Genomic DNA, 26,205 nt, shown 5'->3' with positions numbered 1-26,205 from the left:
GTGAAAAGCTACTTTTTTCGTAGATGAACGTGCAGTATACTCCGCCTTCAATGAGTTGATGTGGGAGTATACTGCACGTAAGAGTTAGGGTTCGTCTTATTTTTTTGTTTAGCTATAACATTTTTATAACGAGGTTAAGCGATTTGAAATCTAGCTTTTGTATTTATGTTCAAAATGTTGACCTGTTCAGATAAGGGAGAGAATCCTAAAAAGATGTAGTAGACTCACCCTGTTTTGACGATAAATAATCCTGAAGAATGATGGCTAAATATGTCGAATCTAATTAATATTTTAACTCTTATTGATTAATTATTCCATAAACAATCAAGCTATTGCTGTAATTCTGATTCAAAATTGCTGGGGGATAATTGCTTGTAAAGAGTAGAGGAAGTCTTGATTGATAAATAAATAACTTTTCGTTAAAGAGGGCAAATTAATCATTACAAAAGGTAGGTGTAGCATAGATAGGTGGGATTAAATTGTATGAATCAAGTAAAAGTTAAATTGTGGACGGGACAATATACGACAATTGTGGTATCTTCGTTAGTGCTTTTCGCCGCATTTTATATGATTACAGCAGGCTTTCCTCTATATGTAACGACGATTAGCAATAATCCAAGTATTGCTGGAACAATGACGACAGCTCTTATGACCGCATCATTTATTACACGTTTTTTTGCAAGTGTTATTATTCAAAAAATAAATATGAAGTTACTATTAGTTATTTCGCTTATTTATTTCATGATAACAATTGCTATTAGCTTTCTAAGTGACTCAATTGGATTTTTGATTTTTGTTCGAGCACTGCAGGGAATAGGATTTTGTATGTTGACGAACTTACTCTTCACATTATCAAGTAGCTTAGTTCCAAGCTCGCGTTTGGGAGAGGGAATCGTTTTTTTTGCCATGTCAACGAGTATTGGGACGACGTTAGGACCGATGATTGCGATTGCTTATCTTGCTAACTACTCGTTTAAGTCGATGCTGCTTATCACGCTAGTCCTTATGTTGTTTTCATTCATTTGCAGCTTATTTGTAAAAAATATGAAAATAGAAGAGCCAACCGAACAAAAGACAGCAACGAAAGAACCTTTTTACACCTATATGTTTGATCGTCGTATCCTCGTTCCAAGCATTTTGGTTGCGCTGAATTATATGGCTATTTCAGGAACTGTCAATTTTATTGGGGCATTAGGTAACGAAATGAAGATTGGGGGGAGTATTTCACAGTTTTTCACTGCGCAAGGGATAACCATCGTTGCTGTTAGAATCGTCTCTGGTAAAATATTCGATCGATTTGGTCATAAAATCTTGATCATTCCTGCAGCCATTTCAGGATCAATTGGATTGTTCTTACTAAGCTTATCTCATAGTCTTGGTTTGGTCCTGCTTTCCGGATGTTTATTCGGTATAGCCTACGGTGTCATGCAGCCAATTATTCAAGCTTGGGCTTTAACTCTAGTTCCACTTGAGAAAAAGGCGACAGCAAATTCAATGTTATTGCTTTTTATGGATCTTGGCATGGCGATTGGATCAATCGGGCTTGGTAGTCTAGCAAGTTATGTTGGGTACGGTATGATGTTCGGATATTCAGCTACTTTTATGGTCTTGATTTTATTGATCTACCTTTTTGGGAGTAAAGTGAAAAGCTCAGAGGCAGGAACGTGTTAACCCATTTAGTTGTTGTACCAATGTCCTTGTCAGAAAAATCTATTATTTAAAAATTGTAAGGGTGCATTTCCTAGAGAATACGAAAAGGGAATGTCTCCTTATCATTTTTTCTTTAAAAAATTATTTTAATATATTGTATGGTTGTTGTAAATATGCTATTGTATACAAATAGTTTGGACTTAGTATGCGCCTTTAGTTGTAAAATAAATCCAATAATCATCAGTTTAATTTTCTGATTATTTACAATATAACAAATTTGGGAAAGATTGGGTGTTTACGTAAAATCTATTATAGGTAAATAGTTTTTTATGGAGGTAGAATCGTGTCAAAAAATGTACCATTTTCATTTATTATTGTTATTGGCTTTATGCTGTTTGCATTGTTTTTCGGTGCAGGAAATTTAATTTTCCCTGCTTTATTAGGGCAATCAGCTGGAATAAACGTTTGGGCGGCTAATGCTGGCTTTTTAGTGACAGGAGCTGGATTACCTTTACTCGGTGTACTAGCGTTAGGTATTTCTGGGAAAGATGATTTACAATCATTAGCAAGTCGTGTCAATCCGATGTTCGGGGTAATTTTTACAGTTGTTTTGTATCTATCAATTGGACCATTGTTTGCTATTCCAAGAACAGGAACAGTTTCGTTTGAAATAGCGATCAGACCTTTCTTAGGCGCTGAAATTAGTTTCCTGCCGTTACTTATTTTCACTTTGATCTTCTTTGCAGTTACTTGTTTTATTTCAATCAATCCTTCCAAAATGGTTGATATTATTGGGAAATGGTTAACGCCAATTATGATTGCCTTTATTGCAATTCTTATGGCTCTTGTCGTTTTCAAACCAATGGGTGATTTCCAAGCTCCTATGGATGCTTATTCATCTCATGCCTTCTTTAAAGGATTCCAAGAAGGGTATTTGACGATGGATGCCCTTGCTGCTTTCGTATTTGGAATTATTGTTATTAATGCGATTAGAGAAAAAGGGATAACAGATAAGAAGCATCTTCTTGTGGCTTGTATGAAAGCAGCAGTTATTGCAGTTGCTCTTTTAGCTTTAATTTATACAGGATTATCTTATCTTGGTGCTTTAAGTGTGGAACAACTAGGTTATTTAGATAATGGTGGACAAGTTTTATCTGAAGTTTCAGGCCACTACTTTGGTGCTTTCGGTGGAGTATTACTAGGATTGATTGTGCTACTAGCTTGTTTAACAACAAGTGTTGGTTTAATTACTGCTTGTGCAACTTATTTCCATAAGCTAGTTCCAAGTGTATCTTATAAAAATTTCGCGATTATTTTTTCTGTTATTAGTACAATCTTTGCGAATTTCGGGTTAACACAATTAATTTCATTGTCAGTTCCTGTATTGACAGCTATTTATCCGTTAGCGATCGTCTTGATTTTCTTAACTTTCACACATTCACTTTTCAAAGGAAGAGCGGAAGTGTATCAAGGAAGTCTATTATTAACATTCATTGTTAGTTTATTTGATGGTTTAAATGGAGCGGGGATCAGTGTTCAAGGAGTAAATACTCTTTTTGCACAAATGCTTCCTTTTTATGAAATTGGATTAGGATGGATTGTACCTGCTATTGTCGGTGGTATTTTAGGATTCATCTATAGCTTAGTACGACCTGTCCGCGTCGTGAAAGAGGCTAATTCGTAAAGTCTTGGCCTATGGAGAGTCGAAAAACCTAAAGGTTAGTCTAATGAAGTCTATAGGAATCTCTCCTAGGCTTCTTTTTTTGCGCCTTTTTCTGTTTTTGTTCTTTCGATAGTAAATGTCTCTTTCAACTAGAGGGGCTTTTCACAAAGCGGATGTATATGTGATAAACTAGACAAGTTAAAAACAAGTATACGGATGTAATAGCTCAAATATTTCTTTTAGTACTATCAGAATTTATATGTTTTGTACTTAGTTTGGGTGTCTAGCGCAAGCGGCCTAGCCCCGAAGCACAGGACGTGCAAGTGCAGTTACAGCGACAGGACGTCGCGTTCGTAACTGCCTCGGGATCATAAGCTACACATGAATTGAAGGCAAAGAACGCCTTCTATTCATGTGCGTCTTATGCCATGCCTGAGGCTGAACAAGGTGCTTACGCTTTTCTTAATTGAGTTATTAAAATTCCATAAAATAAGGGGGATAATATGGAGGGGAAACGAGAGCAGTGGTCGTCTAAAATTGGCTTTATTCTTTCCTCGGCAGGGGCTGCGATTGGCCTTGGGGCAATTTGGAAGTTTCCATATGTTGCAGGGATGAATGGCGGGGCGGCTTTCTTTTTAGTCTTTATCGTGTTTACGATACTAATTGGACTTCCGATGCTTATTTCGGAGTTTATTATTGGGCGGGGAGCGAAGCGAGAGGCCATTTCGGCATACAAAAAGTTGGCTCCAGGAAGCCAGTGGAATAAAATTGGGTTGCTTGGTGTAATAGGTTGTTTTTTACTGCTATCATTTTATAGTGTAGTTGGCGGATGGGTGTTAATTTATAGCCTTCTTTCACTTGTAGGTCAGGTTATTCAAAAGGGGGCTAACTATCCGGAACTCTTTGCTAGTATTACGAGTACGCCGAGTATAACTCTTCTCGGTGTAGCGATCTACTTAATCATCAATATTATTGTGATTACATTTGGGATCAAAAATGGGATTGAGAAATCAAACAAATATATGATGCCGTTACTATTTCTCTTTTTTATTATCCTTGTAGTGAGATCCTTAACATTAGAGGGTGCGGTTGAGGGCGTCAGATTTTTCTTGAATCCTGACTTCGCAAGCTTGACGAGTGAGGGGATTCTGTACGCGCTTGGTCATTCCTTTTTTGCATTGGCAGTTGGGTTTTCGTGTATGGTCACTTACAGCTCATATCTTGATAAAAATGTGAGTATCCCATCTTCGGCCACATCTGTTGTTCTGATGAATCTATTTGTGTCAATGCTTGCAGGACTGGCGATATTTCCAGCAGTCTTTGCACTTGGGCTCGAACCTACAGAAGGTCCAGGACTCTTATTTATTGTTCTACCTACAGTATTTTCACAAATCCCATTTGGAGAAGTATTTTTAAGCCTATTTTTGCTCCTTTTCTTATTTGCAACGCTAACATCTTCATTTAGTTTATTAGAGATTATTGTGTCTGCATTAACAGAAGGGGGGAAACGATCAAGAAAGAAAGTTTCTTGGGTGTCGGGTATAGTGGTCTTTATCGCTGGTATACCGGCTGCGTTGTCAATGGGAGTACTAGCTGATTTCCACATTTTTGATAAAACAGTATTCGATGCGACCGATTACCTTGTAAGTAATATCATGCTCCCGCTTGGTTGTTTATTAATTGCTATTTTTATTTCATTTAAAATGAACAGAACGATTGTTGAACAAGAATTTAGAATGGCAAACACATTTCCGCTAGTCTATTTCCCGACATGGACATTTTTAATGAAATGGATTGTACCATTAACAATTGTGGTTGTCTATCTACATATGCTAGGTGTGATTTAAGAAGTTTTTGTTTACTATGCAAAATAAAAAAGACCAGAAAACTGGGTGCGTTTAAGCCTGTTTTCTGGTCTTTTTGGATTGTTTGGTTGAGTCAGATTAAAATAAGATAGTCTTGAGAAACCTGAGATTTAATAATAGGGTGAAATCATGATGTAGACTAACACTCCCGTGAAGCTAACATAAAGCCAAAGTGGCATCGTAATACGTGCGATTTTTCGATGCTTTTCAACTTGCATATTCAGCCCTCTACCAAGTGAGATGAGAGCAAGTGGTACAATCACTGCAGCGAGAACAATATGTGTGATCAAGACGAAGTAGTAAATATACTTTAAGGTGCCATCTCCGCCATAGCTCGTGGACTCAGCCATCGCATGGAATGTTAAGTAAGTGATACAAAACAGAAAAGTCGTCGTAAATGCTGCGATAATGAAACGGCGATGTAGTTTTATATTTTTTTGTTTAATCATAAATAAAGCGACTAATAGAAAGAGAAAGGTAAAAGTGTTAAAGATAGCATTCATTAGCGGCAAAACGGTTAAGTCTATCCCTAGCACAGTACCATCGTTGCTTTTAGGTAAAAAATATGTTGCAAAAATGACACCGACAATTACAAATGACAACACCCAAATCAACGGATTGTAATTACGTTGTTTCGGATGGTTTATATCGTTACTCATGTTATTCGCTCCTATTCTAAAATTCCTTCTTTAAGCATAAAAAAAAAACATTCAAAGAGCAATCAAAACGCGATACTTATTCATTATAAATGAAGAGGATGTCATAGATTCGACAAAAACCATCCATTCTTTGGACATTAATTCTCTAGGATGTCCTATCATACATCAGTATAAACGGATAAAATGAATAAATTGCAAATAGAAAAGAGTGTAAACAAGTTTTTCCTCCTTCAGTATTTTTTAGGTGGAGGATAAATATCCGGAAAGGCTGAGGTTAATCTTGTTTTAGTCATAATTTTAGTCGCTCCTTGACAAAATTTATCCACGTTTTAGTTGCATTGGAAATATAGCTTTCCTTCCTCCAGGCAATCCCTAGATGCCAATTGATTTGTGGGTCAGTGAGACGTAATACTTTTATGTGCTTGTCAGTATAATCGATTTCTTTTTGGGTGCTCTGAGGAAGAATCGCTATACCTTGTTTAATGGAGACCATTTCGATCATAAAATTCCATTGTGAAGATTCACAAATAATAGTTGGTTCAAAACCAAGTCTTTTGCATTCCTCAAATATTGTGTCACGTATACTGAACCCCTCACGAAAGATGATAAAATCTTCATTTTGCAAATCTGACCAGGCGACTTCCTCTTTGTTTGCAAGAGCATGGTTTTTATGCACGAGAAGGCGTAAATCTCCTTTCAAAAAGGGGAGGAAATTGAATTCTTCCTTTTCGATTGGAAGAGGCATAACGACTAAATCTAACTCTCCTTGAATTAGTGATTTTTTTAAATTGTACGCACCATCTTCCTCAAATCGGATGCTGATTCCAGGATATCGCTTATGGAATTCAGCGAGGATTTCAGTGAAAAAGTGCATACCTAACATTGGGAAAATTCCTATTTTTATCGATCCCTTTTTCCTATTTTTCATATCATCTAATTCTTGGTGAAAAAACTGAAGTGATTGAAAAATTTGTTGTCCGTATTGGAAGAGTAACTTTCCTGTATCGGTAAGCTCTACTTTTCTAGTTGTTCGGATTAGTAGCGTTACATCCAATTCTTTTTCTAAATCTTTTATAACATTACTAATATTTGGTTGAGAAATATATAACTGTTCAGCAGCCTTTGAAAAGCTTCCTTGCTTCACTACTTCGGTAAAGTAATGTATTTGTTTTAATTCCATGGATTCACCCTATTTATAAGTATTTTAAATAGAATATATCATACATATATATTTATATTATTAATAGAAAATACTTATACTATTCTTATGAGGACAAAATAATGAAGGTTCAAATTTCGGAGGGAAAAGAAATGATTGAAAATAAATTTAAAAAAGAGCAAGTCATTGGAATTTGGACTTTAGTTTCGTATGAAGTGGTAGATAATATGGGCAATAAAACATATCCAATGGGTGAAGATGCAACGGGCTTTATTATGTATCATCCAGAAGGATTTATGTCAGCACAAATGATGACTAAAGGGCGTCCTAAATATGCATCTGGTGCGTTGCACACTGGAACCCAAGAAGAAATGGCTACTGCAGCACAAGGATACCTAGCTTACGCAGGACCATACAAAGTGGATGAAGTGAACAAAGTTGTTACACATCAAATGACAGTTAGCATGAATCCAACGTGGTTGGGCGATTCACAACCACGTTATGTCAATCTTGATGGAGACATTCTTGAGATTGTGAGTCCACCAATTATTGAAGATGGTAAAGAGCAAAATACGAAATTAATCTGGAAACGAGTTGCAGCATAATAGTTGAAGTATCTGAGGAAGCATTCGCAAAAAGTGGATGCTTTTTGCATTCGAAAACTCAGATTTCTACTAATGACTTTTTGAATGCAAAACGTAGTTAGTAAAATGGGTATAATAATTATATTTGATATATTTAATATATCTGATATAGTAAATGTATAAAGAAGGTGATTTTAATTAAAATATGTCCATACTTACAATATTCTTTTGCAATATTGGGTAAAAAGTGGAATGGGTTGATTATACATTACCTGTCCCTTTGTCCAAATGGGACAGCCCATTTTTCTGAAATAAAAAGGGATCTTACAGAGATTACGCCTAGAGCCCTTTCATTGAAACTGACTGAGCTCATTGACCACGGATTAATCGAAAAAAAAGTGACGTCTGGAACTCCTGTTATGATTTCGTATGAATTAACAGAAAAAGGGCGATCTTTGACAGTAGCTTTAGAACCGATCCAGAAATGGGCGCAACATTATAATAAACAATAAAGAAATGGGGAGAGGAATTGAGTAAAAATAATATGGTTTGTGATTTAGAAACTGGTGTATGTGGTGAAGTTGGGGAAGATGCAATAGAAACAATTAATTTGAACCAGCCTCAGAAAAAAATCACTCTTTATTATGTTACTGATCCAATTTGTTCACACTGCTGGGCACTTGAACCTGTTTTACGCCGATTTGAAAAGCAATACGGACAATATATTAAATTCCAAACTGTAATGGGTGGATTATTACCAAATTGGGATGGATTCGCAGACAGAGCAAATGGCATTGGTAGCCCAGCAGACGTAGCTGGACATTGGAGAGAGGTTGGCGAGCATACTCGTATGCCAATTGATGGAACATTATGGCTTGATAATCCTATTCAATCATCGTTTCCACCTTCCCGCGTGTTTAAAGTCATTCAACAGCAAAGTGAAGAGTTAGCAAACACGTATTTACGTAGAGCGAGAGAAGCTGTTTTTGCCTTTAATAAAAATATTGCAGACGATCAAGTTTTGATTGATCTTGTCAATCAAATGGGCCTCGACGGTGAATCAATCGTGAAGGAAGCAGCACTTGAGTCAAGTCAACAGCTTTTAGAACAAGATTTCGCACTAGCTGGAAGTCTTGGTGTCAGAGGGTTCCCAACGGTTATTATGGTCAACGAAGAGAATAAAGGGGTTAAAATTGTTGGTCAACGTTCATTAGAATTCTATGCACAAGGATTACAACAAGTATTGGAAACAGCCGAACCTCTTCAACCACAACCACTTCCAACACTTAAAAGTCTTCTTGAGAAAGAAGAACTCTTGTTTTCAAGAGAAATTGAAGATATGTATGATATTAAACAAAGTGAGGTATCTTCATATTTGCAAGAACAACTTTCATCCGATGAATATCAACTTAGTGAGATTCTCGGTGAAGTATATATTGAAAAACGATAAAATAATTTCAAAGATTGTACTTAAAGGAGAATGAAAAATGGCATACGTATTACAAGTAGATTTTAAACATGAAGGACCTTTTGGAGATGAAATGGCTAATGCATTTTCTGATTTAGCCAAAAGTATCAATGAAGAACCAGGATTTCTTTGGAAGATTTGGACGGAAAATGTAGAAACAAAAGAAGCTGGGGGAATTTATATTTTCGAAACAAAGGAAGACGCTCAAAAATATGAAGATATGCACAGAGAAAGAATGGGTAGTCTTGGCGTAACTAATCCGAATTTCAAAATTTTTGATATTAATGAAAGACTAACACAAATTACGAATGGACCTATTAAATAACAATCCTTAGGTAAAGAAAAACACAGGCAAACTCAAGCCTGTGTTTTTTTAGATTCAGCAATGTCTCCATCTCAACCATTTCAGATTATTTGCTTCACTGCTTCAATTTTTTATTTCAATTTCATCATGAAGTCTCACTTTATAGCTCTGTTGATAATGGTTTCATTTACAACAAGGATCGATGTGACGAAATAAAGCTGATGAAAATATACTATAAAATGAAAGGGTTTTTAGGTTGTTGGATAGTGTACAGCTCGATATGAATGGAATGAGGGAGATAACAATGAAAAAAGAAGAAACATACCATTTCGAAACAAAAGCAATCCATGCAGGTTATGATTCAAAGAATCACTCCGATAGCTTAACTCTACCAATTTATCAAACATCAACGTTTTCTTTTTCAACGTTCGAGCAAGGGGCGAATCGATTTGCTGGTGTAGAAGATGGTTATATTTATTCTCGACTTTCGAATCCAACTGTTACGGTTTTAGAAGAGCGTATGGCGCAGTTAGAAGAGGGGGAGTCGGCGCTTGCATTCGGATCTGGTATGGCGGCCGTATCAGCTGTCTTAATTGGTATAACAAAGGCCCATGATCATATCTTATGTTCAAAAGGTTTGTATGGATGTACTTATGGATTGCTACAGATTCTAAAGGGAAAATATGAGATCGATTATTCCTTCTCCGATTTAGCCACAAGTGAAGAAATCATTGCAAATATTCATGAAAATACAAGGTGTATCTACATTGAAACACCGACTAATCCTACATTAAAGGTAATTGATTTAGAACTCGTTGTTTCCGTTGCAAAAGAAAAGGGAATTCTCGTAGTTGTAGATAATACGTTTTCAACCCCCTATTTACAAAAGCCTCTTCAATTAGGCTGTGATATTGCCATCCATAGTGCAACGAAATACATTGGTGGACATGGTGATGTGATTGCGGGTATCGTTATCGGCAAAAAGGATATCATTGGTCGTTTAAAGAAAACCGTACAAAAGGATATTGGAGGCATCATTTCTCCGTTTGATGCCTGGTTATTGCTTCGGGGAATAAAAACATTGGCAGTAAGAATGGATCGCCACTGCGCAAATGCCGAAAAGCTTGCTAGTTTGTTGAAAAGACATCCTAAAGTTAACGCTGTGTATTATCCTGGTGACCAAGATCATCCAGACTTTTCTGTTAGGATGAAACAAATGAAAAAAGGTGGAGGGCTACTTTCGTTTGAAGTAGGCAGGACATACGAAGACGTCAAAAATATGGTAAATCAACTAAAATTAATCCCAATAGCTGTAAGCCTTGGTGATGCTGAAACATTGATTCAACATCCCGCCTCAATGACACATGCAGGTGTTCCTGAAGAAGTAAGAAAGGAAATGGGGATTTCAAATGAATTACTACGTTTATCGGTCGGACTTGAAGCGTGGGAAGATATTTGGGCGGACTTAAAACAGGCTTTAGATTCATTGTGAGGAATGTTTACTAAGACATCAGACTTAAGCTACCACGAGAGCAATCTACTTATTTACATGAAAAGTAGCTAGAAAAGACATTTTATCTCATCTGTCTTATCTAGCTACTTGTGTTTTATACCGATAAAACAAGTGTATTACCTATTTGGGAAAGGTGGAATCAAAAGTACAAAAGAGAAGTACTTTACTCATTCCTCTTCTTTTTCTTTTGTTTATCTACTTGAAGAAACAACAAACCATTCCCCTGCGCCTTTCTTGATAGTCCGATTGATACGGTGTTTTTTCGTAAATATTCGTAAATTTCTGGTTCGGTTAAGGTACGTCCGTATTTTTTTTCTGTTTTATTGATAATTAATGCCACAGCACCTGAAACATGGGGAGCGGCCATAGACGTACCGGATAGTTTTGCCGTTTTGCTTCCTGGGTAGGTAGACAAAATATTTACGCCGGGGGCAACTAAATCAATTTCACCATTTGTATTTGAAAATCTAGCAAGATTTTTGTTTTCATCAACAGCTCCGACCTGAACAACCTCATTATAAAAACCTGGATAGGCTGTTTCATCGGTACGTTCGGACGAATCACCTTCGTTACCTGCCGCACAAATGATAAGAATACCAGCTTTAACGGCCAATTTGATGGCGTTGTGTAGTTCTGGGACATCATTAGGTCCACCTAAAGACATAGAGATGATTCTTACCTTTTCTTGATTTGGTCCGCGCCATGTTCTAGCATAATGAATGGCGTCAATGATACCTTCGTAACTGCCACTTCCATTTTCATCTAATACTTTTAAGATTAATAATTTAGACTCGGGAGCGATACCAATTACCCCTTGTCCATTTGACGAAGCAGCAATGGTTCCGGCAACATGCGTTCCATGAAAATGGGAATCCGAGTAATCATCACGATCACTACTGGTAAAATTACGCCCGCCAATGATTCGATCGGCTAAATCAGGATGAGATAGATCACATCCGGTATCTAAAACTGCGACAACAACATCTTCTCCTTTTGTTTCTTGCCAAAATGAAGGTGCATTGACCATTTCGATACCATAAGGAATATAATCAACTAATTCTTCCGATATTTCTTCTAGTTTAAATGGGATTAGTTGAATTTTACTAATCGTTATTGCCTCCTTTCTATAAAATTCATTTAACGCAGATTAACTTACAGTAAAACCCCACTGATGGAAGTTTCACTTTATAGTAAATGCAAAATAATAGAGTTTCGTAACGGACAAAGACATAAATTAATTGCTAGTTTGGCTCTTGACAACATTGTTTGGCTTTTTATATGGGGGAGCAAATTGATAGGTTTGTGGCATCTTCACGTTTTAAAATTTTCCTATATAAACTTACTAATGACTAAAATCGTATTTAAGAACAAGCTTTAGACCTGATGGGGAGTATGAATCTATATAGAGCTAAGAACAAAAGCGCAAGCTCTGAACAAATTTATATGTGTTTTGTAAGTGGTTTTTTCTGTCCAGCTGTTGAAGAATTTATTTTATTTTTACTTTTAATAGTCGGAGTGGCTGCTGCCTCTTCAATTAAAGACAAAGTATTTGGAGAGATTTCTGAAAAGGAATTGGAATATCGTCTTGATAGTGCTACAAGTGGTTATATGATTCAAATGAATTCCTCATGATGTATTAACAATGTTCCTTGTCATTAAACTTGTCGTGATTCCAACAAATAGAATAGTAATAACAGAAAGCAATAAAGTGTCTGTAGATAGTAAAAGACCACCGGATAGGATGACAAGTGCATCGATAAGAAAAATAAGAACACCTACATTTATTCCCGTCCTGTCTGATAAAAATTGAGCGACAAGGTCAGTGCCGCCAGTACTTGTCTTATACTTCAGCATTAACCCGATTCCCACCCCTACTAATATTCCACCTATTATGGAGCTAAAAACCGCATCAATATGAAATAGGGCTTTAAGTGGGTGGAAGATATCTATGAAGAAGGAAGAAATAAACATTCCGTGTAAACTATTGTAAAAATAATCTCTATAGCGATACCATGCGATAAGAAAAATAGGGATACTGAGGAGGATAATCATTAAACCAGCTTTAAGTCCCCATAAATAATTAGCGATTAATCCAATGCCGATAATTCCTCCATCCAGTACTTTGTAGGGGACTAAGAAGTAATTTATTCCTAATGCAATAAAAATGCTCCCAATGATAATGATTATTGCTTTTTTTATAAAATTCATCGACCGCATCCTCCGAAGTATTTGGACATGTATCTATCATATGTCTTGACCTAACTGAAAATGAGGTTAGAAGTCGAATTTAAGGAAGATAAATCGCGAGTTCATTTAAATCTTTTGTCATAATCCTAAGGCTTTTTAGAACAATAACAATATAGATAAACTGCTTATGGAGGCGATAGAATGAAAAATGAAACAGACCAAAATGGCTTTTTCTCTTTACTTAAAAAGGGAAATAAGTCCTCTGCAGTAGCGGCGATTGGTAATGTGATTATTGCAGTGTGTAAAGGTTTTGCCTTTTTCGTGGGGGGAAGTGGAGCGATGTTTGCGTCAGCTATGCACTCTCTTGCTGATGCACTAAATCAAGGGTTTGTTTTTATTGGTAGTGTTCTATCTGAAAAGAAGCCGACGCCGCGATTTCCAACCGGCTTTGGTCGAGTGATTAATATTTTCTGTATGATTGCGGTACTTGTTGTGACCATAATGGCGTATGAAACAATTAAGGAAGGGTGGCATTTGCTTCAACACCCGACTGGAGCTACAGGTGGGTTTTGGCTGAGTGTAATTGTCCTCATCATTAACCTAGTTATAGATGGGGCTATTCTTGTAAAAGCGATGAAGGAGATTTTACATGAAGCAAGAGTAGAGAATGTAACAGGCTTGGGAATTGTCGGTGGTGCATTTAAAAATGTTGGACGAGCAGCACCTCCGACTCGTTTAGTTTTTTATGAAGATATTGTTGCAGTAACAGGGGCCTTATTAGCATTAATTGCTATCCTTGTTACAGCCTTAACTAATTTTAATCTTTTGGACGGCATAGCGACAATTCTAATTGGTTTCTTGATGATGGGAGTAGCGTTTAGGGTAGGGTATGATAATATGGTTGGCCTTATCGGGGTAGCGGCGCCTGAAGATGTAGAGATGAAAGTCATACGTCTAATCCTAAGTGATAAGGATGTTTCTGATATAAAAGCATTGCGGGTCTTACAAGAGGGGCGTTATTATCATGTCGAAGGGTTAGTTGAATTAAGAAAAGGATTCTCTCTAGCAGACGCAGACGATATAAAATATCGGGTAAAAGATAAACTTATTGCCGATCCAGATATTACGGATGTCACTCTCGGTATTATTGAAGAGGATGACATTATCGATCTGGTTGATCGATTAATTCCTTTATAAAAATGAGACAATGATAAAAGAGTGGATTTTCGAGCAGATATCTTTCTATGATTGGTGGTACGGTTACCAGTCATAGAAAGATGTCCTTATCAATGATAGATGTAAAAAAATCTAGATAGATGCGAATGAACAACAATCAGTGAACATTCGCTCAGAAAATTTGGACAAGCAAGTGTATGGATCCTTGTCCAATCTGGAGATTAACTGCAAGGCTTTAATAATACTTGAGTTTCAAAAATTAATTTATCCAATTCTTGACTGTACTTTATTGTCTCAGGATTATTGAATCCCTTTGTTTGTGCGGTAACAATCATTAAATTTCTAATACTGTCAATTTTATTTATCAACTCAGAATCTAATGTATTTTCCATCGCGCATAGCTCCTAATAAAGATATGTGATTAATATATTTCTATTATTAAGGATTTTGATCAAGATTGAAATGCTTTCGACAATAGTTCTAGGAAAAAGACAATTTTCCTAGATATTTTCACGGGAGAATAGAAAAAATAATAGGCTGAACAGTTGTTGTATAAACGGATTTCATAGAAACAAGGAAGTAGTAAGCCTGTTACTATTCTCTCAAGGTATCGTTACTAGTCGACGGAGGATCTTCATTTTTGTAACTTGTTCATCAAATGGTATAATGAGCAGTATTCAAATTTCAGATTACTTGGAGGTAACATGCTTACTTTTGAACAAAAACTTGCAATTATAGAAACCTTTCCTCAATTAGAACGCAAAAACGTTTCACTCGGACGCGTTAATTTTCACTTTGAAGAAAGTGTAACAGAGAAGAAAAATGTTGTATATCATTTGCATCCTAATGGAAATGGATTTGTTTATACGGAGGAAATAAAGGATTTTCCAAGTGATAACAAAGGAATGGTAAACATTCGTGACTTTTCTGAGGAAGACCTTCGTACGGTGATCGAACAATCGATTCTTTCCTTATCAGCTAAATCATCGGAAGAAACAGCAACTGTTAAGGAAATCGATGAGGAGCAATGGATAAATGCCGAAAATCATACACTTATTCTTGTTCACGAAGACGATGAAATGTGGAATGTTTATGCCGGGGTGAATTTAGATGGGACATTCCTTTCATATAGTGAAGCAAAGCAATATTTAGAAGAAGAAGGGTTTAAAAAAAAGTAATTGTAAAGACTGATCATTCGATGATATGGATGAACAGTCTTTTTCAATTCCGATTATCCCATTCTTAACGAAAGAGCCTAGTAGATACTCTATAAAAAGACGAGAAATTATATGGTTCATAGATAATGTAAAAGCCGCTAAAGACTGTTATAGTTAGTTTATCCAGCAATAACTAGTTCTTAAAAGCTATGATAAGTCTTACTTTATAGTTGATTTACCCCGCATTAACGGGCAGTAATACCCCCTAAGCTTGAGTAGATTACAGTGAAGTGAAGGTGGGGGATAACTGCCCGTAAAAGCTAAGGTAAGTCTCGCTTTATTATTTTTACGGAGGATCTTGTATGGAATTTATCATCATTGTATTACCAGCTTTTCTTATTTTTGTAATAGGTTATATTGGTCAAAAAAAGCTAACGATAGATAGGAAGTCAGTTTCCACAACCGCACTATATTTAATGTCTCCCTTTTTGGCCTTCAGAACATTCTATACGAATGATCTAACATATGATTATTTACATATTATAATGTTCTGTGTGACGCTTTGTGTGGCGCTATTGCTCTTGACATTGCTCATTGGAAGAGTAAAGAAACTCCAACAATCAATGATTTCTGCGATGATTTTATCAGGTGTCTTTATGAATAGCGGCAATTATGGCGTACCTATTATCTTGTTTGCATTCGGAAGTGTCGGATTTGATTATGCGGTTATTATGATGGTCATTCAATCGTTACTAATGAATACAATTGGCTTGTATTATGCAGCGAGAGGTAGTAAAGAGACGAATAGTATCAAAGAGTCGTTGAAGAAAGTCGCTAAAATGCCAGTCATCTATGGAGCTGCATCAGGTTTGATTTTTCAACTATCAGGGCTTAAAATCCCCAGCTTTTTCATGCAATCTATCGATTTAATCGCAAATGCCGCAATCCCTACGGTTATGCTTGTTTTAGGAATGCAATTAGCGACACTTAGTCGGAAAGACGTGAAATTAGGTGAAATTTCAAGCATTATTATTATTAGAGCAGTCATTTCTCCTGTGTTTGCCTATCTTATCATCATGATGTTTTCTATTGAAGGGCTTTTAGCGAAAACTTTAATTGTTTTAGCAGCTATGCCAACTGCCGCCAATACAACTATGTATGCATTACAATATAATACTGAGCCTGATTTTGTCTCATCTAGTACGCTAATAACAACACTATTAAGTATCGTTACAGTTCCAATTATGTTAATGCTCGTATCTTAACGTGCTAAAAATAAGGCAGAATCGTAAAACGGATGAGTGCGCGATTAAATGAAGCCCAGATGAGATGAGAAATCTAGTTAAAAGAGGACGGATAAAAATGTACTTAACAATCGAAGAAACATCAGACTACTTATCTATACCCGAAGAACAAGTGAAAAACTTGATTCTTCAAAGGAAAATTAGAGCTCTGTATGACGGCGAACAATATTTGATTTATCAAGATCAGTTTAAAACCCACTTTGAACAATTGGAAAAATATAAAAATATGGTAGATGAATATATGAAGGAGCCAATTCCAGAGGATATAGATGTAAAAGATGAGGATTAAAAGTCCTTATAAACGAAAGGGGCTGACATTTTAATGTTAAGTCAGCCCCTGGGTTAAACTAAATTGCATGAACAACTTAGAAACTTTTTCTTAGAAGATAAGTATAAATCTTTTGACTTAGTTTTCATGCCCAGCGCAAGCGTCCGGCCCCTCTTGGGTCTAAGCCACTCAGGAATTGAAGGCAAAGAACACCTTCTATTCCTGAGCGTCTTATTTGCCCGAGGCTGCACAAGGCGCTTGCGCATTTCTTATTTTAATTTAAATGAACTCTTTAACGAAACAATGCGGTTGAAAACTGTTTTTTCTTTTGTTGTTTGTTTAGGATCTACGTTAAAGTATCCATGACGGAAGAATTGAAACTTATCATGACCCTCAACTTCACTCATATTTGGCTCAACAAAGCCTTGTAAAACCTCTAAAGAATTTTCGTTTACATAGTCAAGGAATGTTTTTTCTGCTGAATTTTCTTGTTCCTCTTCATTTTCTTCTTTATCAAGAATAAGCGGTTCATATAGACGGAACTCAGCTGGCAACGCGTGTTTAGCATCCACCCAATGAAGAGTACCTTTTACTTTACGTCCAGTGAACCCAGAGCCACTCTTCGTTTCAATGTCGTACGTACAATGAATTTCAATCACATTTCCATCTGCGTCTTTAATAACATCTTCACATTTAATGAAGTACGCGTGTTTGAGACGGACTTCATTACCAGGGAACAAACGGAAGTACTTCTTAGGAGGGTTCTCCATAAAGTCTTCTTGTTCAATGTAAATTTCACGAGAGAATGGAATTTGTCTTGTCCCCATTTCAGGAACCTCTGGATTGATTTCAGCATCAAGCATCTCCACTTGATCTTCTGGGTAATTCGTAATAACAACTTTCAATGGATTTAAAACCCCCATCGTACGTGGAGCTTTTAGCTTCAAGTCTTCTCGCACAAAGTGCTCAAGCATAGCTTCATCGACTGTTCCAGAACCTTTAGATACACCTGTTTCTTTCACAAATTCACGAATAGATTCAGGAGTATAGCCTTTTCTTCTTAATCCTGAAATCGTCGGCATTCTTGGGTCATCCCAACCATCAACAAACTTTTCATCAACAAGTTGTTTTAATTTACGTTTACTCATCACTGTATTTGTGATATTCAAACGGCCAAATTCGATTTGTTGTGGCTTATGCTCCATTTCACATTCTTCAATAACCCAGTTGTAAAGCGGACGATGATCCTCAAATTCAGTAGTACAAAGAGAATGAGTCACACCCTCAATTGCATCTTCAAGTGGATGGGCAAAGTCATACATTGGATAAATGCACCATGCATCGCCGGTATTATGATGTGTTGCATGTGCCACACGGTAAAGGACTGGATCACGCATGTTTAGGTTTGGTGAAGACATATCAATTTTTGCGCGAAGTACCTTCGTGCCGTTTTCAAATTCGCCTTTACGCATACGCTCAAATAATTCAATATTTTCATCAATAGACCGATCACGATACGGGCTTTCTTTTCCGGGCTCTGTTAGTGTTCCACGGTATTGTCTTATTTCTTCGGCCGTTAATTCATCGACATATGCTTTACCCTTTTTAATTAGAAGCATTGCACGGTTGTACATTTCTTCAAAATAATCGGAAGCGAAAAACAATTCATCCCATTCATACCCAAGCCATGCTACATCTTCCTTAATTGATTCTACGTATTCTGTATCTTCTTTTAACGGGTTTGTGTCATCAAATCTTAAGTTTGTTTTCCCATTAAAATCATCTGCCAATCCAAAGTTAATCACAATTGATTTTGCATGACCAATGTGCAAATAGCCGTTCGGTTCAGGTGGGAAACGAGTATAAACATTATTACGTTTTCCAGTTTCGAGATCTTCTTTAATGATACTTCTAATAAAGTTTGAGGAGTTGTGTTCCAAGTCAGATCAAACCTTTCTTTATATAGGTAAAAATAAGTTCTGCCATCCATTATACCAATAGATTGACAAAAGGTTAATTTACTTAGTTAATTTCATCATGATTCTATGAAAAATATGCGTATATTGCGTGGGTGTGCACGATTAAAAACCTAATGATGAACAGAGAAAGTCTTATTTAGATAGTACATTTATGGGCAAATAATCAGTAATTGATACAAGGTATATGCATTTACTCTTTTTGGTTAAGTTAAAATCAGTGGAATGAACGCAACTTTTGATGGCTTAATGGCCATTCAAAGAAATAATTTAGCTCATTGTTTTGTTCGTAACAATTCAATTACAATAAATGTAATTGTGGAGTAGTGTAAAACAATGTGACACAATTAGAGGAGGGAATCCAATGGGAATTAAATTGGATATGGTAGGTATTGTTGTGAAAGACATGAAAGCATCATTAGATTTTTATCGTGTACTAGGACTAGTGATCCCAGAAAGCTTGAATGGGGAACAACATGTAGAAGTTGAACAAAGTGGTTTTCGATTAGCGTTTGATACTCAAGAAATTGCAAAAGGAGTTTATGGAAAGTGGGATGAACCTACTGGACATCGGGTTGAATTAGCGTTTTCTTGTGAAAGCAATGAGGTGCTAAATGATTTATATGATCAGATCGTTCGTAGTGGGTATGATGGATACCGTGAACCGTGGGATGCGGTTTGGGGACAGCGTTATGCAATTGTGCATGATCCGGATGGTAATCTCATCAGTCTTTTTGCTTAATAGTATCTACCAGTTTTTATCCTATTCTTAACGAGCCGAAAAAATCAGGTAAGTCTCGCTTGATAGATAAAATGATGGATGGTAAGTGGAGTTTTCTTAGATTATATTTTGAACACACTAATTCACTGTTTTTTATTGTTTAGGAAACTATAAAATTCTTGTACTGTGGATAAGCGCACGACATCTAGCGTAAGCGCCTAGCCCCTCGGGGTCATAAGCCACGCATGAATTGAAGGCAAAGTACACCTTCTATTCATGCGCGTCTTATGCCTGCCTTAGGCTGATCAAGGCGCTTGCGCTTTTGTTCTAGTATATAAAGTAGTTGACATTAATGCTTAACACGATTAAAGTAAATATAATCTTTATTTTACTTTAATTGCATATTTAATCTCTTATCAAGAGAGGCAGAGGGACTGGCCCTATGACGCCCGGCAACCGTTCTAATTTAGAATTGGTGCTAATTCCAGCAAAACTGTGATGGTTTTGGAAGATAAGAGAGGAGACTCCTATATATTTGTGGCGAAACCTCTCTTTTTAGAGAGGTTTTTTTATTTTATTTAGATTAAGAATCTACTAAAATAGGCCCCTCTCTTAATCAAATGAAGATTAGGGAGCTGTTGTGAATGAGAAAAAACTAAAAATGTAACAAGATGTTATCAATCAAACATTTTAAAAAGGGGAGTTCGACAAATATGAAAAAGCGATTAATCAATTTAGTCTTTATTTTTACGCTTGTATTTACATTAATTTTAACAGGATGTTCTTCAGGTGCTGAAGAAACTAATAAGACTACAGCAGGCAAAGGAAATCCAGAAGTTTCATTAGAAAATGTACCAGAACGATTTGCTAACGGCGAAAACGCGAAAATTAAAGTCATCCGAAAAATAGGTGGAGACGATCATACTGCACAATTTTTAGCTGGAGCGAAGGAAGAAGGGGAAGCTTTAGGCTTTCAAGTTGATGTGTTTACAGCGAATGGTGATACGGCAAAATTCCATGATGCCATTGCGCAAGGGCTAGAAGAAGATTATGACGGTTTTATTATTTCTCACGGGGATGACGCGGCAACTGTTAATGCAGTTCAAAAACTTGTTGATGCAGGAAAAAGTGTGGTGACGTTTGATTCAACAGATGAATTAGCACAAATTGAAGGTGTAACATTAACGTCACAGAATGATGAAGCGCTTGCTACTCTAGCGTTAGACCAATTGATTAAAGACACGAATGGAGAAGCAAATATAGCGTATCTTTGGGTAGATGGTTTCCCACCGATGGTTAGACGAAACAATGTTTATCAAGAAACATTAGAAAAAAATCCTGGTATTAAAGAGATCGAACGATTTGGAGTAGCATCTGCTGATACATCAGTACAAACACAAAATGCTGTAGCATCAATGCTTAACAAACACCCAAAAGGTGAGATTGACGCAATCTTCGCAACATGGGATGCATTTGCAATTGGTGCAGCTCGTGCGATTAAAGAAGCAGGTAGAGATGAAATTGAAATTTATGGAATTGATGTTTCGAATGCAGATCTTCAAGAAATTCAAAATGAAAATAGTGCTTGGAAGTATACGGCGGCTGTAGATCCAAAGCTAATTGGTGCAGTCGACATGAGATTGCTTGCTAAAAAGCTAGCAGGTGAAGAAACACCTGAAACATATAACCTTGAAGCTTCGCTTATTTCTGGAGATGAATTAAGACAATCTAAAGAACCAATTAATATGGTTAATCTTGCAGACACGATTGAAGGTTGGGGCCAATCCACCGCATTCGAAGAAGAGTGGATGAAGACATTAAAAGAGTACTATAAAAAATAAACCATTCACCGATCAGTCTACGGAATAAATAGAGCGAACACTCTCTTTGTTAAGCTAAGGGGGTGTTTGCTTTAATCTTACACAAACTTGGAGTGATTTTTTCAAAGTAATGGAAGATTAACTTGAGGAAAACTGATTGTGATAAGTTTACCTAACCATCACTGGGATGAAGACGATATACCCAGTGATGGTTAGGTAAATTTCTGAAAGAGGTATGACCATCATTCCTTTTAAAGGATAAGAAGTATAAATTTTTTGACTTAGTGTTCGTGTCCAGCGCAAGCGTCCGGCCCCTCTTGGGTCTAAGCCACTTTTGAATTGAAGGCAAAGTACGCCTTCTATTCAAAAGCGTCTTATGCTTGTCGGGGCTGAACAAGGCGCTTGCGCTTTTCTTATGTGAAGGGAGGAAAAAGGATGAACAGTTCAACGTTAAAAATGAAAAGTATTTCTATAGAATTTCCAGGCGTTAAGGCCTTAGAGAATGTTGATTTTACGATGAAAAGTGGGACTACTCATGCCCTTATTGGAGCAAACGGTGCAGGGAAGTCGACGTTAATGAAGGTTCTATCAGGTGCCTATAACCATTACGCTGGGGAAATTTTAATTGATGATAAGAAAGCTAATATACGTATACCAAAGGATGCGCATAGCTACGGGATTCAAATTGTTCACCAAGAAGTGGATACTGCTCTAGTCCCTTATTTGACAGTGGGTGAAAACATTATGCTTTCGAGAACCGTAAATGATATGGGGAAAAGACAACTTGTAAAGTGGAAGGAAATTCATCGTAATACCACAACTATTTTGCGTAGCTTGAATATAGATGTTTCTTCTAAAAAGTTAATTAGCGAGCTAACATTGGCGGAAAAACAGATGGTACTTATTGCGAGAACAGTCTCTACAGATTGTAGATTTCTTATCTTAGATGAACCTACAGCCCCACTAAGTCACTCTGAAACGAAGGAGCTATTCCGAATTGTTCAAGAGCTGAAAAATAAAAATGTAGGAATTATCTTTATTTCGCACCGTCTACCCGAGATTTTTGACATATGTGATGAAATAACAATCATGAGAAATGGCAAGTTAGTCATACACGAGCGAGTTGCTAATCTTACCACGAATAAGGTAGTGGAATATATGCTCGGTAAGAAACTTCAAGAACAATTCCCGAAAAAGCCATCGGAGATCGGTGAATCAATTTTAGAAGTAAGTAATCTTTCAGATGAAGATAAGTTGTCTAATCTATCTATGACTGTTAAAAGGGGCGAAATTGTAGGGATTGCAGGCTTAGTTGGAGCTGGTAAAACAGAATTATGTAAAGTGTTATTCGGTGAAGCAAAAATGAAGTCTGGTAAGATCAAATTACGAGGCAAGAAGCTAAACTTAGCGAATCCACATCAAGCGGTTAAGCAAGGGATTGCATTAGTACCCGAGGAAAGAAGAAAAGAAGGTATTTTTGTCATGGAATCTGTTGTGATGAATTTAACTGTAGCCAATTTAGGTGCTTTTACAAAACGGTTAAGTTTCCTTAATAAAAAGGCCGAAAATCAAAAGGCAATAGAGTTCATCAACAGCCTAGGAATCAAAACTCCTTCAAAGGAAACAAAGGTGAAAAATCTATCTGGTGGAAATCAACAAAAAATTGCAATTGGCAAATGGTTAATAGCTGATGCGGATGTGTATATTTTTGACGAGCCGACTAAGGGAGTCGATGTTGGTGCTAAAAAGGACATTTTCGAGCTTATTTGTGAACTTGCACAAAGGGGAAAAGCGATTATCTATGCATCCTCAGAATTATCCGAGATTATCGGGATTACGAATCGTTTGTATGTTTTATATGACGGACAGATTGTTAAGGAAGTAGAAACTGATGAAACGAACGAAGAAGAACTACTATTTTATTCAACAGGAGGCAAATAAGGATGAATCATTCAAATCCTGTACAAGCAAATCATCCTAAAAAGACATTTGATCTTTTTCAATTTTTATATAAGTACGGTACGATTTTGACAATCTTCATTTTAATTCTTGTATTTGCGTTGTCAAATCCAACTTTTATTCAAGGGAATAATATTATTAATATTTTACGTTCGATTTCGATCGTAACTATAATCGCGGTTGGAATTACGATCTCTTTATCTGTGAATGGATTCGATTTATCTGTTGGATCAGTGGCATCATTATCGAATGCGCTTGTCATTTCAATGTTTGTATGGTTTTCTCAAAATACAGTCGTTGCGATTTTTTCAGCGCTTGTAGCATCATTACTTGTTGGTGCTCTAAACTCATTTATCATTGTGAAATTAAAAGTGCCTGATATGCTTGTCACATTGGCGATGATGTTCATTGTACAGGGAATTGCTCTCACCTATACAAAAGGTGCTACGATTTCACAAAATATGGTGATGACTGACGGTTCCTTCGCGACAGGTGTCATCAGTCCTTTTTTTGAAAAGATAGGTCAAGTACCTTGGATTATTGTGATTATGGTCGTTGTTGTTGTGCTTGTTCATATTTTTCTAACGTACACAAAACATGGTAGATATATGTATGTGATTGGAGGAAATAGTGAAGCAGCAAGGTTATCTGGAATCGCTGTTAATAAATATAAAGTTATTGCCTACTTGTTATCGGCTCTTTTTGCATCGATTGGGGGAATTGTACTAGCCTCTCGTGTCATGACAGCCGAAATAAATGCAGGTGCACCGTATTTAATGGACGCAGTAGCTGCTGCTTTTATCGGATTTTCTGTATTAGGTGCAGGAAAGCCAAATGCATTTGGAACATTTATTGGAGCAGTATTAATTGGGATTCTTCAAAATGGCCTAGTTATGATGTCTGTCCCTTACTATGCAATGGATATTGTAAAAGGTGCAGTTCTCGCATTTGCACTTGCACTAACGTATTATAAACAAAAATAAACGGATTGAGGAGACTGTTGGATTTTTGATCAGCAGTCTTTTTAATCGTCTAGCGTACTATAAAATTTTTGAAGGGTGGATAAATCATACCTAGTGAAGCTAATTAATCATACACTCTATAAAAAGTTGAACGAGAATCATAGTATTCTATTGTGCTTCTTTACTCACAGTGGCGAAAATCACTGTGAGTAAAGAAGTTTGTTTAAACGTATGTTACATTCCTTGCTGAGAAGTAACTTGATAACCATTAAGGTGTATCATTTCATTGCGAACGTTTGCTCATTGAATTGTAATAATCGCAAATTAGTTGTTACTTGGATCTTCTAGATTCGATTCTTGATCAGTAGGTTCTTCAGGTGTTATTTCCTCGGTGGAAGGGATTTCAGTATTTGATTCTTGATCAGTAGGTTCTTCAGGTGTTATTTCCTCGGTGGAAGGAATTTCAGTATTTGATTCATTATCTAAAGAATCTTCGGTGTTCATCTCACTATTTGCAGGCACTTCCTCTGGAGACATATCATCATTAACAGGTTCATCTTGACTATCGCTACATGCTGCTACAAGTGCCAAAGCAAGGATTGGAGCTGATAATTTCCAAAGTTTATTAAATAGCATTTTGAATTCCTCCTTTTAATGTTAAAAAGTGATCTTCGCAAGTACTTAATAGTAGGCAATTTCAACTCCTTCCTTATTAAGCTAAAGCTATTATATACAAGCTCATTTGCAAAGATTGTCGATATGATTAATCTTTACCTGTATTTAAAGGAACTGTAAATTTCTTTTAATAAAAGAAAAAAATATTCCATATTATTCCTTTTTTTCGAAAGGGTTAGTCATTAATAGATATGGAACGTTTGCATTATTAATAAACAGAATTTTATTATATGAGTTTGCTATATTTTAACGTCTGTTAAAGTTGGAAAGCATTAAGGAAGAGGGTGATTTCTACAAAAGTATTAAGGTAGGCATTTTTGCTATAAAATAGATGCAAATTTATAGGTTTCTACTCGCGATATGGTTAGAAATAGAAGATTCATAGCAAATCCCAGCTTTGCTGATTCAAACGTGGATGGGAGTGAAAGAATGGTAATGCATTCGGTAATATTAATTAGAGATGATTTCCATTTTGTAAAGCAATCAAGTTTTTGATCGACCCAAAGTACAGACGATAGAAGAGTTCAAATGATTATGTAGTTGTTTAAATGGGGGTAAGTAGCTTAGTTGAACATTAAGGCATTTTTAATTTGGTGAAAGGAAACGTGATAGATTTTAACGAACACCCAAAAGAAATCCCCTTCCTCAAGCGTGTGAAGGGCGTAGACCCAACGGTAGGGAGGTGATGAATTTTGGTCAGGCGACAGCCTGAAAGGTTGTATGATAGGAACTTATGTTCTGTAATAAAGATAGAATATAAGGGTGGTGACGACAATGTTATTGAATCAAAAATACGAAATCTTTCCAAACGAAGAACAGAAGGAAATGCTAGAGCGCTGGCTACAATATTGTCGTTAAACCTATAATTCAGCTCTTTTGGATAAACAACATAAATATCGCGAGTCAAAAGAATCTTATCATCGTAAAGATATGCAAAAACAACTAAAAATGGATAAACAGAAATATCCCTTCCTAAAAGAAGTACCATCTCAACCGTTGCAGGAAGTTTTTCTACGTCTAGAAAAAGCATTTGATGGTTTCTTTCGTAAGGAGAAAAACTATCCAAAACAGAAAAAATACAAAGATTACACGAGTATGACCTTTCCTCAATTTGGGTTCAATGCAAAAGGCAATC

Annotated in this window: 25 protein-coding genes, 1 pseudogene and 1 riboswitch; of the genes and pseudogenes, 19 read left to right on the top strand and 7 right to left on the bottom strand. The window is 36.4% G+C overall.

Annotated features, from left to right (window positions below):
• Positions 1-483 precede the first annotated feature (483 nt).
• From K9V48_RS19440 to K9V48_RS19430, 3 genes are all read left to right on the top strand, one after another.
• The gene (locus tag K9V48_RS19440) at positions 484-1,671 is read left to right on the top strand and encodes an MFS transporter (RefSeq protein WP_224140819.1); all 1,188 of its coding nucleotides are present in this window, start codon (positions 484-486) and stop codon (positions 1,669-1,671) included.
• 322 nt (positions 1,672-1,993) lie between these two features.
• Positions 1,994-3,334 (top strand): branched-chain amino acid transport system II carrier protein, encoded by a 1,341-nt coding sequence (gene brnQ / locus K9V48_RS19435; RefSeq protein ID WP_224140818.1) that lies wholly within the window; start codon positions 1,994-1,996, stop codon positions 3,332-3,334.
• 482 nt (positions 3,335-3,816) lie between these two features.
• Entirely contained in the window at positions 3,817-5,160 is a 1,344-nt protein-coding gene (locus tag K9V48_RS19430; protein ID WP_224140817.1) for a sodium-dependent transporter, read from the top strand.
• Positions 5,161-5,288: 128 nt separating this feature from the next.
• On the opposite strand, the gene K9V48_RS19425 is transcribed toward K9V48_RS19430, so the two are convergent.
• Together K9V48_RS19425 and K9V48_RS19420 are read right to left on the bottom strand one after the other, a co-directional pair.
• Positions 5,289-5,837, bottom strand: coding sequence for a DUF420 domain-containing protein (locus tag K9V48_RS19425; RefSeq protein WP_224140816.1), 549 nt, complete (start codon positions 5,835-5,837; stop codon positions 5,289-5,291).
• A gap of 289 nt (positions 5,838-6,126) precedes the next feature.
• Positions 6,127-7,017 carry a LysR family transcriptional regulator gene (locus K9V48_RS19420; RefSeq protein WP_224140815.1) on the bottom strand — a complete coding sequence of 297 codons (891 nt, stop codon included), beginning with the start codon at positions 7,015-7,017 and terminating at the stop codon, positions 6,127-6,129.
• A 131-nt stretch (positions 7,018-7,148) separates the two neighbouring features.
• On the opposite strand from K9V48_RS19420, the gene K9V48_RS19415 reads away from it, so the two are divergent.
• The 5 genes from K9V48_RS19415 (at position 7,149) to megL (ending at position 10,844) form a co-directional block, all read left to right on the top strand.
• The gene (locus tag K9V48_RS19415; RefSeq protein ID WP_224140814.1) at positions 7,149-7,601 is read left to right on the top strand and encodes a lipocalin-like domain-containing protein; all 453 of its coding nucleotides are present in this window, start codon (positions 7,149-7,151) and stop codon (positions 7,599-7,601) included.
• A 176-nt stretch (positions 7,602-7,777) separates the two neighbouring features.
• The gene (locus K9V48_RS19410) at positions 7,778-8,092 is read left to right on the top strand and encodes a winged helix-turn-helix transcriptional regulator (RefSeq protein ID WP_224140831.1); all 315 of its coding nucleotides are present in this window, start codon (positions 7,778-7,780) and stop codon (positions 8,090-8,092) included.
• Positions 8,093-8,109: 17 nt separating this feature from the next.
• The gene (locus K9V48_RS19405) at positions 8,110-9,030 is read left to right on the top strand and encodes a DsbA family protein (RefSeq protein ID WP_224140813.1); all 921 of its coding nucleotides are present in this window, start codon (positions 8,110-8,112) and stop codon (positions 9,028-9,030) included.
• Between the two features lie 37 nt (positions 9,031-9,067).
• A complete protein-coding gene (locus K9V48_RS19400; RefSeq protein ID WP_224140812.1) occupies positions 9,068-9,373 on the top strand; it encodes a monooxygenase in 306 nt (101 codons plus the stop codon).
• A gap of 283 nt (positions 9,374-9,656) precedes the next feature.
• Complete coding sequence (gene megL / locus K9V48_RS19395) at positions 9,657-10,844, top strand: methionine gamma-lyase (RefSeq protein WP_224140811.1); 1,188 nt, start codon at positions 9,657-9,659, stop codon at positions 10,842-10,844.
• Positions 10,845-11,028: 184 nt separating this feature from the next.
• Here the strand turns inward: megL and K9V48_RS19390 are convergent, their stop codons facing one another.
• The gene (locus K9V48_RS19390; RefSeq protein ID WP_224140830.1) at positions 11,029-11,979 is read right to left on the bottom strand and encodes a S8 family peptidase; all 951 of its coding nucleotides are present in this window, start codon (positions 11,977-11,979) and stop codon (positions 11,029-11,031) included.
• Between the two features lie 278 nt (positions 11,980-12,257).
• Here K9V48_RS19390 and K9V48_RS19385 point away from each other — a divergent pair, with 278 nt between their 5' ends.
• Complete coding sequence (locus K9V48_RS19385) at positions 12,258-12,497, top strand: hypothetical protein (RefSeq protein ID WP_224140810.1); 240 nt, start codon at positions 12,258-12,260, stop codon at positions 12,495-12,497.
• Here the strand turns inward: K9V48_RS19385 and K9V48_RS19380 are convergent.
• Positions 12,492-13,073 carry a YitT family protein gene (locus K9V48_RS19380; protein ID WP_224140809.1) on the bottom strand — a complete coding sequence of 194 codons (582 nt, stop codon included), beginning with the start codon at positions 13,071-13,073 and terminating at the stop codon, positions 12,492-12,494. The genes K9V48_RS19385 and K9V48_RS19380 overlap by 6 nt on opposite strands.
• Positions 13,074-13,253: 180 nt before the next feature.
• Between K9V48_RS19380 and K9V48_RS19375 the strand changes: the two genes are divergently transcribed.
• Positions 13,254-14,249 (top strand): cation diffusion facilitator family transporter, encoded by a 996-nt coding sequence (locus tag K9V48_RS19375; protein ID WP_224140808.1) that lies wholly within the window; start codon positions 13,254-13,256, stop codon positions 14,247-14,249.
• A 200-nt stretch (positions 14,250-14,449) separates the two neighbouring features.
• Here K9V48_RS19375 and K9V48_RS19370 read toward each other — a convergent pair whose 3' ends face one another.
• Positions 14,450-14,620, bottom strand: coding sequence for an aspartyl-phosphate phosphatase Spo0E family protein (locus K9V48_RS19370; RefSeq protein WP_224140807.1), 171 nt, complete (start codon positions 14,618-14,620; stop codon positions 14,450-14,452).
• Positions 14,621-14,932: 312 nt separating this feature from the next.
• Here K9V48_RS19370 and K9V48_RS19365 point away from each other — a divergent pair, with 312 nt between their 5' ends.
• From K9V48_RS19365 to K9V48_RS19355, 3 genes are all read left to right on the top strand, one after another.
• Positions 14,933-15,406, top strand: coding sequence for a hypothetical protein (locus K9V48_RS19365; RefSeq protein WP_224140806.1), 474 nt, complete (start codon positions 14,933-14,935; stop codon positions 15,404-15,406).
• 341 nt (positions 15,407-15,747) lie between these two features.
• Positions 15,748-16,650 (top strand): AEC family transporter, encoded by a 903-nt coding sequence (locus K9V48_RS19360; RefSeq protein ID WP_224140805.1) that lies wholly within the window; start codon positions 15,748-15,750, stop codon positions 16,648-16,650.
• A 97-nt stretch (positions 16,651-16,747) separates the two neighbouring features.
• Positions 16,748-16,978 (top strand): excisionase family DNA-binding protein, encoded by a 231-nt coding sequence (locus K9V48_RS19355; protein ID WP_224140804.1) that lies wholly within the window; start codon positions 16,748-16,750, stop codon positions 16,976-16,978.
• Positions 16,979-17,226: 248 nt separating this feature from the next.
• Here K9V48_RS19355 and K9V48_RS19350 read toward each other — a convergent pair whose 3' ends face one another.
• A complete protein-coding gene (locus tag K9V48_RS19350; RefSeq protein ID WP_224140803.1) occupies positions 17,227-18,897 on the bottom strand; it encodes a glutamine--tRNA ligase/YqeY domain fusion protein in 1,671 nt (556 codons plus the stop codon).
• Positions 18,898-19,297: 400 nt separating this feature from the next.
• On the opposite strand from K9V48_RS19350, the gene K9V48_RS19345 reads away from it, so the two are divergent.
• From K9V48_RS19345 to K9V48_RS19330, 4 genes are all read left to right on the top strand, one after another.
• Positions 19,298-19,675, top strand: a complete 378-nt coding sequence (locus tag K9V48_RS19345; protein WP_224140802.1) for a VOC family protein — start codon at positions 19,298-19,300, stop codon at positions 19,673-19,675.
• Between the two features lie 389 nt (positions 19,676-20,064).
• Positions 20,065-20,172, top strand: a riboswitch (SAM riboswitch).
• Between the two features lie 195 nt (positions 20,173-20,367).
• Positions 20,368-21,495, top strand: a complete 1,128-nt coding sequence (locus tag K9V48_RS19340; protein WP_224140801.1) for a sugar ABC transporter substrate-binding protein — start codon at positions 20,368-20,370, stop codon at positions 21,493-21,495.
• Between the two features lie 414 nt (positions 21,496-21,909).
• The gene (locus tag K9V48_RS19335) at positions 21,910-23,415 is read left to right on the top strand and encodes a sugar ABC transporter ATP-binding protein (protein ID WP_224140800.1); all 1,506 of its coding nucleotides are present in this window, start codon (positions 21,910-21,912) and stop codon (positions 23,413-23,415) included.
• Between the two features lie 2 nt (positions 23,416-23,417).
• A complete protein-coding gene (locus K9V48_RS19330) occupies positions 23,418-24,416 on the top strand; it encodes an ABC transporter permease (protein WP_224140799.1) in 999 nt (332 codons plus the stop codon).
• Between the two features lie 303 nt (positions 24,417-24,719).
• Here the strand turns inward: K9V48_RS19330 and K9V48_RS19325 are convergent, their stop codons facing one another.
• On the bottom strand, positions 24,720-25,031 hold the full coding sequence (locus tag K9V48_RS19325) for a hypothetical protein (protein ID WP_224140798.1): 312 nt from the start codon (positions 25,029-25,031) through the stop codon (positions 24,720-24,722).
• An 813-nt stretch (positions 25,032-25,844) separates the two neighbouring features.
• Here K9V48_RS19325 and K9V48_RS19320 point away from each other — a divergent pair.
• Both K9V48_RS19320 and K9V48_RS19315 read left to right on the top strand, forming a co-directional pair.
• On the top strand, positions 25,845-25,928 hold the full coding sequence (locus K9V48_RS19320) for a helix-turn-helix domain-containing protein (protein WP_224140829.1): 84 nt from the start codon (positions 25,845-25,847) through the stop codon (positions 25,926-25,928).
• Between the two features lie 18 nt (positions 25,929-25,946).
• A pseudogene (locus tag K9V48_RS19315) lies at positions 25,947-26,205 on the top strand (RNA-guided endonuclease TnpB family protein); the annotation flags it as partial.

Source organism: Metabacillus rhizolycopersici (genome assembly GCF_020075705.1).
Note: the sequence above shows the minus strand (reverse complement) of the source record. Positions and strands in the feature narration are given on the sequence as shown.